Origin of the sequence: Mycobacterium sp. 012931, assembly GCF_000419295.1 — a bacterium.
Taxonomy (GTDB): Bacteria; Actinomycetota; Actinomycetes; order Mycobacteriales; family Mycobacteriaceae; genus Mycobacterium; species Mycobacterium marinum.
On the sequence record NZ_AOPX01000001.1, the window covers coordinates 5,407,011 to 5,420,676 of the forward strand.

The 13,666-nt window shown below is 65.0% G+C and carries 7 protein-coding genes and 2 pseudogenes; 5 read left to right on the top strand and 4 right to left on the bottom strand.

The genetic code is table 11. The annotated features are described in order from the left end of the window. The first annotated feature begins 32 nt into the window (after window positions 1-32). Window positions 33-3,323: a type 2 lanthipeptide synthetase LanM family protein gene (locus MMSP_RS23695; RefSeq protein ID WP_020788647.1), complete on the top strand. Its 3,291-nt coding sequence runs from the start codon at window positions 33-35 to the stop codon at window positions 3,321-3,323. Window positions 3,324-3,406: 83 nt separating this feature from the next. Here the strand turns inward: MMSP_RS23695 and MMSP_RS27690 are convergent, their stop codons facing one another. Continuing rightward, entirely contained in the window at window positions 3,407-3,568 is a 162-nt protein-coding gene (locus tag MMSP_RS27690) for a hypothetical protein (protein ID WP_015354531.1), read from the bottom strand. A 204-nt stretch (window positions 3,569-3,772) separates the two neighbouring features. On the opposite strand from MMSP_RS27690, the pseudogene MMSP_RS23700 reads away from it, so the two are divergent. Next, window positions 3,773-5,279: pseudogene (locus MMSP_RS23700) on the top strand (flavin-containing monooxygenase). A gap of 28 nt (window positions 5,280-5,307) precedes the next feature. On the opposite strand, the gene MMSP_RS23705 reads toward MMSP_RS23700, so the two are convergent. Further along, entirely contained in the window at window positions 5,308-6,804 is a 1,497-nt protein-coding gene (locus MMSP_RS23705) for a trypsin-like peptidase domain-containing protein (RefSeq protein ID WP_015354529.1), read from the bottom strand. 159 nt (window positions 6,805-6,963) lie between these two features. Here MMSP_RS23705 and MMSP_RS23710 point away from each other — a divergent pair, with 159 nt between their 5' ends. The 3 genes and pseudogenes from MMSP_RS23710 (at window position 6,964) to MMSP_RS23720 (ending at window position 11,669) form a co-directional block, all read left to right on the top strand. Continuing rightward, window positions 6,964-7,989: an NAD(P)H-dependent glycerol-3-phosphate dehydrogenase gene (locus tag MMSP_RS23710; protein WP_012392837.1), complete on the top strand. Its 1,026-nt coding sequence runs from the start codon at window positions 6,964-6,966 to the stop codon at window positions 7,987-7,989. A gap of 232 nt (window positions 7,990-8,221) precedes the next feature. After that, window positions 8,222-9,775 (top strand): annotated as a pseudogene (locus tag MMSP_RS23715) (SulP family inorganic anion transporter). A 292-nt stretch (window positions 9,776-10,067) separates the two neighbouring features. After that, complete coding sequence (locus MMSP_RS23720; RefSeq protein WP_086084901.1) at window positions 10,068-11,669, top strand: SulP family inorganic anion transporter; 1,602 nt, start codon at window positions 10,068-10,070, stop codon at window positions 11,667-11,669. 20 nt (window positions 11,670-11,689) lie between these two features. Here the strand turns inward: MMSP_RS23720 and htpX are convergent, their stop codons facing one another. Continuing rightward, window positions 11,690-12,550 (bottom strand): zinc metalloprotease HtpX, encoded by an 861-nt coding sequence (htpX, locus tag MMSP_RS23725; protein ID WP_020788655.1) that lies wholly within the window; start codon window positions 12,548-12,550, stop codon window positions 11,690-11,692. A 90-nt stretch (window positions 12,551-12,640) separates the two neighbouring features. After that, window positions 12,641-13,648 (bottom strand): nonaprenyl/(2E,6E)-farnesyl/geranylgeranyl diphosphat synthase, encoded by a 1,008-nt coding sequence (gene grcC1, locus MMSP_RS23730; protein ID WP_036426920.1) that lies wholly within the window; start codon window positions 13,646-13,648, stop codon window positions 12,641-12,643. Window positions 13,649-13,666: the final 18 nt, after the last annotated feature.

The window sequence follows — 13,666 nt, forward strand, 5'->3', positions numbered from 1 at the left end:
GGGCGCGGGTCCGATGGTTGGACAGATGGGCGATGGGTGACGGTGTCGGGGATGAGTGGGTCGACGGCTCGGTAGCCGCGCGACATGATCGCCATGCGCTGCGCGAGTGGCTGGTTGTCCATGCCGCGACGATCGATGAACTGTTGTCTACCCGTTTCGAGGCGCTGCCCGGCCGGAAGGCCGACACCGATGCCGCCGCGCGCCGACTTGCCGCGTGGTGTCGTTCCAGCGCAAGCCGTGACTGGGCGCAGTTCGAGTCGCGATTGGCTCGCGACGGTTGGGACTTCGCAAGCGTGCTGGCGCGTTTCGCCAATGCCCGGCACACCCGGTCCTTGCCGCTGCCGGCGTGGGTGGCTGACGCGATGTGGTCCCGAGCGTCGTTGTGCGGCTCACCCGGCCGAGCCACCACCACCGGTTCGCCCGAGCCCGAGCCCACGCCCCCCAGCCAATTCGACGCCCTGCTGTTGCCACTGGTCGACGAGGCGCAGGCCCGACTCTGGTCAACCACGGACGCCGCCGCCACGGCGATACTGAGCGATTCGGCACGCGCAGGCATTCGGCGATCGTTGTTGCAACAACTGTCCGACCTGTGCGCGCCGGCGCTGTATGCGCTCTTTGACTCGGTGCGCGAGCTCGCGGCCCCAGACGATGCTCACGCGCAGCCCAGACCGGACTCGGGAGTCGCGCTCTATCAGCGGTTTGTCGCAGAGATGAAAGCGGCGGGCCTGTCCCGGCTGCTGGAAGCCAAACCGGTGCTGTGGCGGCTGATCGCCACGATCACCCGCCAATGGATTGACACCACGCGCGAGCTGATCGAACGTCTGGCCGCCGATCTGCCGTCCATCCGCGCTGGCCTGCTCGCGGGCGCCCCCGAAACGAAGGTGGCCGGAATCGATGGCGGGCTCTCCGATCCACACAATGGCGGCCGCTCGGTACGGATCGTCGTGTTCGAGAACGGCGCGCAGGTGGTCTACAAGCCGAAGGACTTGCGGGTGGATGCCGCCCTGCACGCCCTGGTCGGCAGGCTCAACCGGGCCGCTCCCCCGCTGGCGTTGCGTGCGGTCCGCACGATCGGACGCGAAGGCTACGGCTGGTGCGAGTTCATCGAGCATGCATCGTGCGCGGACGAAGAAGGCCTCGAGTTGTACTTCCGGCGCGCCGGCGCCTGGCTGGCACTGCTGCACTGCCTGGCCGCCACCGACATGCACCACGAAAACTTCATCGCACACGGCGACTACCCGATGCCGCTGGACATCGAGACGATCCTGCAGGCGAGCACGCAGGTCCCCGACGACCGTGATCGGGAAGGCCGTGCCCACCAAGCCGCATGCAACCTCATCGCCGATTCGGTGATGGCGGTGGGCTTGATCCCGTCCTATCGGAGCTCCGGCGTCAACGGGCGTTCCGCGGTCGGTGGGTTGATCGCGAATGACAACACCACGCCGACGATCCGTTGGGAGCACGTCAACACTGACGCGATGCGGCCGAAAAAAGCGGCGCGGCCCGCCACGAGCATGCCGAACCTACCCCACGTCAACGGGCACTACGCCAAGTTCAGCGACTACGTCGACGCCTTCATTGCCGGTTTCGTGGCCTACGCCAAGTTCCTGGTTCGACAAGGCGCCGATGCTGGGGCCGGCGGTTTGTTCCAGGAGTTTGCCGGCTTGCCGGTGCGCAGGGTGTGGCGCCCGACCACCTTCTACACCATGGTGCTGCAGCAGCTCACCGATCATCGCACCATGCATGATGGTGTTGCTTGGTCGACGCAAGCGGACTTCGTTGCCAGACTGGCTGATTGGAACCAAGACAGCGATCCGCATTGGCCGCTCCTACAGGCGGAGAGATCGGCCCTGTTGTCGTTGAACGTCCCCTACTTTTTTATGGCCAGCGACGGTGTCGAAGCCCATGATTTCGCTGGAGTCTCGTTCCGGTGCGCGGGCATGTCAGGCCTGGAACGCGCGTCTGCGCGCGTTCAAGACCTCGATGATCGACAGATCGACTGGCAAGTCACGGTCATCCGGCACAATACGGAAACCTATGCGGGACAAGCGCGGTCACCGGGCACAGCGGGTCCAGCACCGCAGCCGCCCCAGCCCGACGGTGGCGCCTGGCGACCGGCCGAAGCGGACTTTTCCGCCGAGGCCGACAGAATCGCCGGGGAACTGGCTCTTCACGCGATTCGCCGAGATGCGGGCGCCGCCTGGATCGGGTTGGACTGGTCAGGCGATTCGGATGCCGCCCAGCTCGTCTGCCTGGGCGCCGGCCTCTATAACGGCGTGTCCGGCATCGGCCTCTTCTTGGCCGCGCACGCGGCCGGCTCGGGCTGCCAGCGGTCGGCCGAGCTGGCCCGGGCCGGGGTCGCACACGTGTGCACCGAACTGACCGGCCGCAACGCGCCGCGCGTGGCCCGCTCGCTGGGAATCAGCGGCGGCTCCGGTTTGGGGTCGATCGCCTACGCATTGGCGGTCATGGCGAAGTGCCTCGAGGACGACGAATTGCTCGCCCACGCGCATAGGGCGGCGCTGCTGGTCACCGACGATCTGATCGAGACCGACCGGCAACTCGATGTCGTCGGGGGTAGCGCCGGCGCGATCCTTGGGCTGCTCCGGGTCTATCGAGACACCGGCTCCGGCGACGTGCTCGCGCGTGCGATTCGGTGTGGCGAGCACCTGTTGCGCCAACCCCGCGTCGGCCCGCACGGAAGGCGCACCTGGCGCCGACAGGTGCCCGGCTCTTGCGATCTGAACGGCATGGCGCACGGTGCAGCGGGCTATGCGTACGCCCTGGGGTCATTGGCCACAGCAACCGGTCACGAGGAGTTCGCACAATACGCGGCGGAGTGCCTGGCCTTTGAAAACGCCAGCTACGACCGGCAGCGCGGCGGCTGGCCCGCACTGGATGTGGACGGGGGGAAAGGCTGGCCCGCGCAGTGGTGCCACGGCGCACCCGGAATCGGTTTGGGGCGCATCGGCTTGGCACGACGCGGCTGGGCGCAGCCACTGTCGGCCGACATTGCCAACGCCGTGACTTCGGTCCGTCAAGGCTGGGCTGAGCAACAATTGGACACGCTTTGTTGTGGTGCTCTGGGCAGCATCGAATTGCTCAGCGAAGCCGCGACGACGTTGGACCAGCCTGATCTTCAGGGTCTTGCGGCACGCTGCCTGAGCGACATCGTGTCCGCGGCGACCCAACGCGGCGACTATCGATGGAACAGCGGCGATCAAGCATTCAACCCTGGATTGTTTCGCGGAATCGCCGGCATAGGCTATACCGCCCTGCGTCGCATCAACCGGCCCCTGCCCAATGTGCTGCTCTGGGAATAGACACCGGCAACCGGGATTGAGACGGGCCATTCATCAAGGCCCTCAACAAAATTCAGGCGATCGCTACCAGAGCGCCCGAACTCTCAGGAGAGGCGTGCAAAACCCAGGCAGGGAGCGGTCAAAGCTTGATCCACACAAGGCCCCAGGCCGTTCATTCCCGCGGCGGCCTCGATCATGTCGTCGGTGAGGCGGCAGTCGAGGATGCTGTCAACGGCCGGCAGTTCCATGGCAAGAGTGGTCATCATGGTTTCGCATTGTTTCCCGATCTAAACGTTTTTGTCAAGCTCGGTTGCGCAATGCGTCAAACCGCGGCGCCCTGGCCGGATGCCACGCTCGGCGCCGGTTCACCGTCCAACAACCGCCGCAGCACTAGTGCCGAACTGCCCTGGCTCGACCAACCGGTGGGTGTCTACTCTGATGACGCAACCCAGAAACAGGCGAGGTCCACGATGAGCGTGACCCCCCAAAGCCCAACGCACTCCGGTCGAGCGGAGCTTGCTCTACGTCGTCATCGTCGGCGCCGGCATCTCCGGCCTCGGAGCGGCCTACCGGCTGCTCGAGAGCGACCCCGAACTGACCTACACCATCCTGGAACGCCGTGAGCGAATCGGCGGCACCTGGGACCTGTTTCGCTATCCGGGCGTGCGCTCCGACAGCAGCATCTTCACGTTGAGCTTTCCGTTCGAACCATGGACCCGCAGGGAGGGCGTGGCCGACGGCGAGCACATCCGGGAGTACCTGGCCAACACCGCTCACAAGTACGGCATCGACGGCCATATCCAGTTCAACAGCTATGTCCGGGCGGCCGACTGGGATTCGGGCACCGACAGCTGGACGGTCACCTTCGAGCAGGACGGCGTGCAGAGGCAATGCCGCAGCAGGTTCGTGTTCTTCGCCAGCGGCTACTACAACTACGACCAGGGCTACACGCCCGATTTCCCCGGCATCGAGGGGTTCACCGGCACCGTGGTGCACCCACAGCACTAGCCGGCCGACCTGGATTACACCGGCAAGAAGGTCGTGGTGATCGGCAGCGGCGCTACCGCGGTCACGCTGATCCCGTCAATGGCGGAGCAGGCCGCCAAGGTGACCATGCTGCAGCGCTCGCCGACCTACCTCATCTCGTCTTCCAAGTACAGCAAATTCGCTGCCATCGCGCGTAAAGTATTACCCCGCAAAGCATCTCATTTGACGATCCGAACATACAACGCCCTGCTGGAAGCGGTGCTCTGGTTCTTGGCCCGCAAGCTGCCGGGCTTCATCAAATGGCTGCTGCGGCGCATTGCGATCAAGAACCTGCCCGCCGGCTATGACGTCGACACCCACTTCAAGCCGAACTACAACCCGTGGGATCAGCGCCTGTGCCTGATCCCCGATGCCGATCTGTACAACGCCGTGGCCGGCGGGCGCGCCGAAGTGGTCACCGACCACATCGACCATTTCGACGCCACCGGCATCGCACTCGAGTCCGGCCGACATCTTGATGCCGACATCATCGTCACCGCCACCGGCCTGCAGTTGCAGGCACTTGGCGGAGTGCAGATCAGTCTGGACGGCACCGAGATCAACCCCTGTGACCGGTTCGTCTACAAAGCGCACATGCTCGAAGGGGTGCCCAACCTGTTCTGGTGTGTGGGCTACACCAATGCATCGTGGACGCTGCGCGCCGACATGACCGCGCGGGCCACGGCGAAGTTGCTGGCGCACATGGCCGCCAACGGCTATACGCACGCCTACCCGGACCGGGGCAACGAGGCGATGCCGGAAAAACCGTCCTGGGACATTCGGGCCGGCTATGTGTTGCGGTCGCTGCACGCACTGCCCAAATCGGGGACCAAGCGGCCCTGGAACGTGCGGCAAAACTATTTCGCCGACGCCATCGACTACCGGTTCGACCGCATCGACGAGGCCATGGTGTTCGGCCGCGCCGCCGACCGCGCGCCCCTGGCGGGCTGAACACCGGTAGCCGATAGTCGCGGCGGCGTCAGGGCTTCTCGTGCTTTCCGTGCGCGGACGCGTCAATGACGATCGGCTCACCGCAGTTGGGGCAGAACTTTTCGGTGTGATGATGCTGCGCCCCGCAGTTCGCACAGAAGTGGGGTTCACCGGCCGTCAGATGCTCCGCGTCCGCGGGAGCCGCGGCATCGGCCGCGTGCTCACCGGCACCTTCGGCGCCGCCGCCAACCGGTGCCCACCCATCCGGAATCGGCTGAAAGTCGGGCACCGGAGAGGCCGCCGAGCGCTGCCGGCGACTTCTCAACACCGTGAAGGTCACGCCACCGCCGACCGCCAGCACCACGACAAGGCCGATGTACCACATCAGATTCGAGCCACGTAGCACCGAAACGTCGCCGTACTGCTGACGCAGGTTGACAGCGCTGGTGCGCAGATCGACCAACCCGGGAAAATCCGGTGACATCGACAACGCCGTGTCGAATTCTTTGATCGCCGCGCTGTAGTGGCCCGAGTAGTACAGGTCGAGCCCCTTTCGATAGGACAGATCGGCCGGGCCCAGGGTGGGCACGACCCCCTTGGCGGCCAGCAATGCGGCCAGGCCGGCCACCGGCGCGACAAAGTTGAACGGCTGCGATTCGCTGGCCGGGCGGAAGCTGTTCAGCCCGATCACCTTGCCGTTGAGTTCGATGGTCGGCCCGCCGCTCATGCCGTCGGAGATCGGCGCATCGATCTCGTATTCGGGAATGGTCTGGCGAAGTGATTTCTTGCTGACCGTGCCGCTCTTGTAGGTGGGGTCAAGCGAGGGATCGGTGATGTCCTGGGTGCTCTTCGGATATCCCACCGCCAGAATCCGGGTGCCGATGCTGACGTCGGCGTCGGTGGTCAGCTCCGAGGAGGGCATGTTGCGCCGGTCCACCCGCAGCAGCGCGACGTCACCCTTGTCGATCGGCCGGAAGTCCACGACGTCGGCGTTCATCGTCGCGGCCACCTTTGCCCCGCTTCCGTACAACACCGTGATGCTGACTTCTGGCCCCTGCTCGGCGGTTTCACCCTCGACCCTGGCGTTCTTGCGAAGCCACTGCACCGCACCAACCGGATTCAGCGCCTCGGGCGAGTCCGGGAATTGCTTCACGTAGTCGCTCGCCGCATGCTCGAAAATCAGGTCCCTGGCGCTTTGCGGATCAACGCAGTGCCCGGCGGTCGCCAGCCAGCCGTCGGGGTTCACGGTGAACGCGGTGCAACCCCAGCCCGCGGTGAACGGCTTGGTCGGGTTGTCGCCGTAGTGGGAGAGCCGCTGGCCGGTGGGCAGCCGCACCCAGCCATAGGCTCCAATCACGATGTACATGACCGCCGGCCGGATCAGCGCCGCAGCCCTTTCCTCCGGGTTGGCCTGTGGCCGACCGTCATCGGCGTACGCGATGCCCGGCGAGCCGGCCATGAGCAGCGCGGCCACCGCCAGCAGTGCAAATATCCGGCCGCCAACAGGCCCGGACCCAAACCTTGCCGGGCGCGCGCGGCTGACCATGACTCCTCCTGGTAGGCATCCTTTGATCTCCACCATCGGGCCTCGACGGTGTCAGACGGTAGGGACCGAAGTCCCATGCTGGGTGGTCATTGGTTTCGACTTTGGCGACCTGACACTGGCTGCTTCTCAATGTCGAGCCTCGGCAATACGCTGGGTGCCATGGCACCTGCTACGCGCGAACCCAACGTCGTTGTCCTCGGTGGCGGTTCCTGGGGAACCACGGTTGCATCGATCTGCGCACGGCGGGGGCCGACGCTGCAATGGGTGCGTTCGGAAGCGACCGCAAAGGACATCAACGACAACCACCGCAACAGCCGCTACCTCGGAAACGACGTCGTGCTAAGCGAAACGCTGCGCGCGACCACCGACTTCTCCGAGGCCGCCAACTGTGCCGACGTCGTCGTCATGGGCGTGCCCTCGCACGGCTTCCGGGGTGTACTGACCGAGCTGAGCAAGGAATTGCGCCCGTGGGTGCCGGTGGTATCGCTGGTCAAAGGGCTCGAACAGGGCACCAACAAGCGGATGTCGCAGATTATCGAGGAGATCTTGCCCGGCCATCCGGCAGGCATCCTGGCCGGGCCGAACATCGCACGCGAGGTGGCCGAAGGGTACGCGGCCGCCGCGGTGCTGGCCATGCCCGACCAGCATCTGGCCACCCAACTGTCCGCGCTGTTTCGCACCCGACGGTTCCGCGTCTACACCACCGATGACGTCATCGGAGTCGAGATGGCGGGTGCGCTCAAGAACGTGTTCGCCATCGCCGTCGGCATGGGCTACTCGCTGGGCATCGGCGAGAACACCCGCGCCCTGGTCATCGCCCGCTCACTGCGCGAGATGACCAAGCTCGGTGTGGCGATGGGCGGTGACACCGAAACCTTCCCCGGACTGGCCGGCCTGGGTGACCTCATCGTCACCTGCACCAGCCAGCGCAGCCGCAACCGCCACGTTGGTGAACAATTGGGCGCCGGCAAACCCATCGATGAGATCATCGCCTCGATGAACCAGGTCGCCGAGGGGGTCAAGGCGGCCAGCGTCATCATGGAATTCGCCAATGAGTTCGGGCTGCCCATGCCGATCGCCCGCGAGGTCGACGCCGTGATCAATCACGGATCGACCGTCGAACAGGCCTACCACGGGCTGGCCGCCGAAGTACCCGGCCATGAGGTGTACGGGGCCGGGTTCTAGCCCGGTTGGGGTTTCTGCACAGCTGGCAAGCCGGTGCGCCGGGAGATCTGCGTTTGGTATGCGCGCCGCATGTGAGGTTGACCCCGGTTTGGCCGCTTGTATACTGTCGATACGACAGCAGTGCCAACTAACGACGCTCCCGTTTCGTCGGAGGCCCTACGGGTGGGTGACCCGGGTGATACGGAGCTGACTGTCCAACCGTCCCCCGCACTGACCGACGAGGGAATGATTGATGCCGTCCATCAAACGACTTGGCAAGCAAGCCCAAGACGACGGCGCGCCGGTGTCGCGAACTCAGCAACTGCGCTCGGTCCTCCGGTACGACGTGCCCGCGTCGATTGTGGTTTTTCTGATCGCGCTACCGCTATCGGTGGGAATCGCCATCGCTTCGGGCGCACCGGTGCTCTCCGGCCTGATCTCGGCGGTGATCGGGGGGATCGTGGTTGGACTCATCGGCGGAGCACCACTGGCGGTCAGCGGTCCCGCGAATGGGATGATGGTGGTCACGGTCGGCCTCGTCGCCCAATTTGGTTGGCGGGAAACGTGTTTCATCACGGTCGTCGCAGGTGTCCTGCAGCTCGCTTTCGGACTCATCCGCATTGCGCGAGCGGTACTGGCGATCTCGCCTGTCGTCGTACACGCGATGCTGGCCGGCATCGGAATCACGATCGCACTTCAGCAAACGCACGTGTTGCTGGGCGGGGAGTCCCACACCACATCCTGGGAAAACGTTGTTGAGCTACCCGAATAAATCGTCGAGGCGCATAAACCGGGAGTGTTCCTGGGCGTGTTGGTAATCGGCATCATGGTCGCCTGGCGCTGGGCCCCGGCCAAAGTGGCTGCCGTTCCGGGGCCGCTGGTGGCCATCGTGACCGCAACCGTCATCTCGTTGGTGTTCCCGTTCGACCTGACCCGGATCACGCTCACGGGATCGCCCCTGGATGCGTTGCAGCTGCCGGCCCTACCCGATGGCAAGTGGAGCGCTATCGCGATGAGCGTGGTCACCGTCGCTTTCATTGCCAGCGTCGAGAGCCTGCTGGCAGCCGTGTCGATCGACAGAATGCACCCCGGCACACCCACCAACTTCAACCGCGAACTGGCCGGACAAGGTGTGGCAAACATGACATCCGGTATGGTCGGTGGTCTCCCCATCGCCGCCGCAATCGTCCGTAGTTCGGCCAATGTCCAGGCGGGCGCCAAGAGCCGCGCCTCGACAATCATGCACAGTGTGTGGATCCTCGTCTTCACGCTGTTTTTCGCGGGGTTGATCCAACAGATCCCCACCGCCGCACTTGCCGGCATGCTGGTTTTCGTCGGCATCAGGCTGCTGCAGCCTGCCCATATCGAAACCGCCATGCGCAATGGTGATCTGGCCGTCTATGTGGTGACCATCGTCGGCGTCGTGTTCCTCAATCTCATGCAGGGCGTGCTGATCGGACTCGCCTTGGCCATCGCGCTGACCGCGTGGCGGGTGATGTGGTTCAGGATCCACGCCGAGCCCTCGGGCGACGAATGGCACGTGATCGTCGCTGGGACATGCACCTTCCTGTCCGTGCCCCGGCTGACCCACGTACTCGCGTCCATCCCCGCGGGCAAAGCGGTTACCGTGACGATGTCGGTCATCTACCTCGATCATGCCGCGCATCAAGCGATTGCCGACTGGCAGCAGCGACAACTTTCGACTGGCGGGTCGGTTCACATCCACGGTGGCGTCCATACCGGACACCGCGCTCGCCGGGCGATGGACGACCTGGTCGAGAATGCAGGCACTGAGACTCCCGCTTAGCGAAGGATTCGCCGGACCATCGCCGGCCGGCCTGGTTCGCATCACACTTGGACTTGCGCGCCTGGTCACGCCTAACATTTGCATTCGCTATGCAGCGGGCGAACCAGGTTGCCGTCGCTTGGCCCGCTCAATAGCCTCGGATGATCGGACGCATAGCAGACTGACACAATGAAGTTCGGCGGAGTTCGGCCATTCGTATTTGCTAGTGCGCGAACACGTTACGAGTCCGTTACAGCATGTGGGGCGGGATATCGCAACATCCCCCGCTAAGGCCCAACGAGGGGATCGGCCGATGCCACACATCGAACAGCTCGATAAACAAGGTCTTGATCACGCTCAGCACCCGGGCACCCCGGAACCCCCAACAACATCGCGGTTGTCGCGGGTATCGCAGATATCGCGACCCGACCGGGTGCGATCAGTCATCAGGCACGACTTGCCAGCCTCGCTGGTTGTTTTCCTGGTAGCACTGCCGTTGTCATTGGGCATCGCCATTGCCTCGGATGCTCCGGTGCTCGCCGGGTTGATCGCGGCCGTGGTGGGCGGGATCATCGGTGGCGCACTGGGGGGATCTCCGCTGCAGGTCAGCGGGCCCGCCGCCGGCCTGGCGGTCGTGGTCGCCGACCTCATCGCCGAATTCGGATGGGGAATCACTTGTTTCATCACGGCGGTCGCCGGGCTGATGCAGATCCTATTGGGGTTCAGCCGGGTCGCGCGAGCCGCCCTTGCGATCTCGCCAGTGGTGGTGCACGCCATGCTGGCCGGTATCGGGATCACCATCGCGCTGCAACAGACGCACGTGTTGCTCGGTGGCGAATCACATAGCACGGCCTGGGCCAACGTGGTCGAGCTGCCCGCACAGATTGTCGGCGCGCACCGGCCCGGAGTGATCCTGGGGCTGCTGGTCATCGCGATCATGGCCGCTTGGCGCTGGGCTCCGGCCAAGGTGGCTCCCGTTCCCGGCCCGCTGGTCGCCATCGTGGTGGTAACCGTTGTCTCGGTGGTGTTTCCGTTCCATGTGTCCCGCATCACTCTCGAGGGCTCGGTCGTGGATGCACTGCAGCTGCCCGCAATTCCGCTCGGAAACTGGGGCGCCATCGTGATCGGCATCATCACCGTCACGCTCATCACCAACGTCCAGAGCCTGTTGACAGCGGTGGCAACCGACAGAATGCACAGCGGCCCAACCACCGAACTCAACCGTGAATTGATCGGCCAGGGCGCATCCAACGTCGTGTCGGGGGCAATCGGCGGCCTCCCCATCGCCGGTGTCATCGTCCGCAGCGCGGCAAACATCAAGGCGGGTGCCAAAACTCGGGCGTCGACAATCCTGCACGGTTTCTGGGTCCTGCTGTTCGCACTCCCCTTTGCGGGTTTGATCGAACAAATCCCCAGCGCTGCGCTCGCGGGACTGCTGATCGTCATCGGTATTCAGCTACTGCAGCCCGCACACATCGAAACCGCGGTCAAGACCGGCGACTTCGCCATCTACCTGGTGACGATTGTCGCGGTGGTCTTCCTGAATCTGCTGCACGGCGTGATGATCAGGCTGGCCCTGGCCATCGCGATGACGGGGTGGCGAGTGCTGCGGGCCAAGGTCGAAGCACACCAAATCGACGGCGAATGGCGGGTGGTCGTCGAGGGCGCCTGCACCTTCCTGTCCCTACCCCGACTGACCCGGGTGCTGGCCTCGGTGCCTGACAGCGCGACGGTCACTCTTCATATCGCGGTCAACTACCTCGACCACGCCGCGCACCAGGCGATCACCGACTGGCAGCGACGCCATCACGCCACCGGCGGGAAGGTTCGCATCGATGGCGCCCTGCGCAGAGGTCATTTCGCCAACGACGGCACACAGTTGGTCCACGACGAAAAGTCCGAAGCCGCCGCCTGACGGCGGCCGGCCGAACCCCGCTATCCGCGGGCCATTTGCTCCAAACGCCGGATCCGGTCCTCGATCGGCGGATGCGTCGAGAACAGCGATCCGATCCGCTCACCGGCACGGAACGGATTGGCGATCATCAAGTGCGCCTGGCTGGCCAGCTGCGGCTCGGGCGGCAGTGGAGCCAGTTGCACGCCACCGGAGATCTTGCGCAGTGCCGACGCCAACGCCAACGGGTCACCGGTCAAGACCGCACCCGATTCGTCGGCCTGATATTCGCGCGAACGCGACACCGCCATCCGCACCACCGTCGCCGCGATCGGGCCCAGCAACGAAACCAGCAGCAGGGCGAACGGGTTCTGGCCGTCTCGGTTACCACCGAACATGCCGGCCCACATGGCCATGTTGGCCAGCGCGGTGATCACCGACGCCAGCGCTCCGGCGATACAGGAAATCAGGATGTCGCGGTTGTAGACGTGTGACAGCTCGTGGCCCAGCACGGCACGCAATTCCCGCTCGTTGAGCAGCGCCAGGATGCCCGTGGTGCAGCACACCGCGGCGTTGCGCGGGTTGCGCCCGGTGGCGAAGGCGTTGGGTGCGGCGGTGTCACTGATGTACAGCCGCGGCATCGGCTGGTGGGCGCTGGCGGCCAGCTCACGCACTATCCGGTACATGGCCGGAGCCTGCAGCTCCGAAACCGGCTGCGCATGCATGGCCCGCAGGGCCAGCTTGTCGCTGTTGAAGTAGACATAGACGTTCATCCCGACGGCGAACAGCACCGCCAGGATCAGGGCCGTCCTGCCGAACAGCGCACCAAAGAACACGATCATGGCGGACATGCCGACCAGCAGCAGGAAAGTCTTCAGCCTGTTGGCATGCGGATGCCAGGTCATCGGTGTGTGTCCTCCCACGAACACGGCAACTTGGTTATTACAGCTGATTTAACGCCCGAAACGGCCCTCGGGGTTCCGAAACGCCGCGCTCTACCCGTGCCGGTTGACCGTGTAGTCGACCAACGCGGCCAGCGCCTGGCGGCCCGGGACGTCGGGCAGCAAATCCAACTCGTGACGTGCCCGAGCGGCATATTGCTCCAGGACCTCTTTGGCCTGGCCCATACCCGGCGACGCCCGCAACAGCGCGAGGGCCTCGAACACCTCGGCATCGTCGCGGATCGGACCCGCCAGCAATGTGCGCAGCCGGGCGCCGTCGGAGCCGGTCTGGCGCAGGGCGTAGAGCATGGGCAGCGTGCGCACCCCCTCACGCAGGTCGGTGCCCGGTAGCTTCCCCGACTGTTCGGTATCGCTGTCGATGTCGATGATGTCGTCGGCGATCTGGAACGCGGTGCCGACGATGCCGCCGAGACGGTTCAGTCGCTCCACTTGTTCGCCGTCGGCGCCAGAAAACATGCCACCGAACCGGCCGGCGGCCCCGATCAGGCAGCCGGTCTTTTCGTGAACCACCTTCAGGTATTGCTCGATCATGTCCACGCCCTCGGGCGCGCCCCGGGTCTCACGCATCTGACCGGTCACCAGCTGGGCGAACGTATCGGCGACGATCCGCACGGCATCCGGCCCCAGCCGCGACACCAACCGCGACGCCGTCGCCAGCAGATAGTCACCGGCCAGGATGGCGACGTTGTTGCCCCAGCGCGCATTGGCGCTGGGCGCTCCGCGACGTACTTGCGCCTCGTCCATCACATCGTCGTGGTAGAGCGTCGCGAGATGAATCATCTCGATGACGGCTCCGGCGATCACGACTTCGTCGGCACCCGGGTTCGGCCCGACCTGAGCCGACAAGACGGTAAACAGTGGACGGAACCGCTTACCACCGGCCAGGAACAGGTGTAGCAGCGAATCGGTCATCACCTCGTCGGCACCGCGCAACTCAGCGTCCATCAGCCGCTCGATACTGGCGACACCATCTCGCACCGTCGTGGCGAATTCAGCATCGCCGACGTCAACGCCCGCCACCACCGTCGCCGAGGTTCTCATCCGACCAACATACTGGGG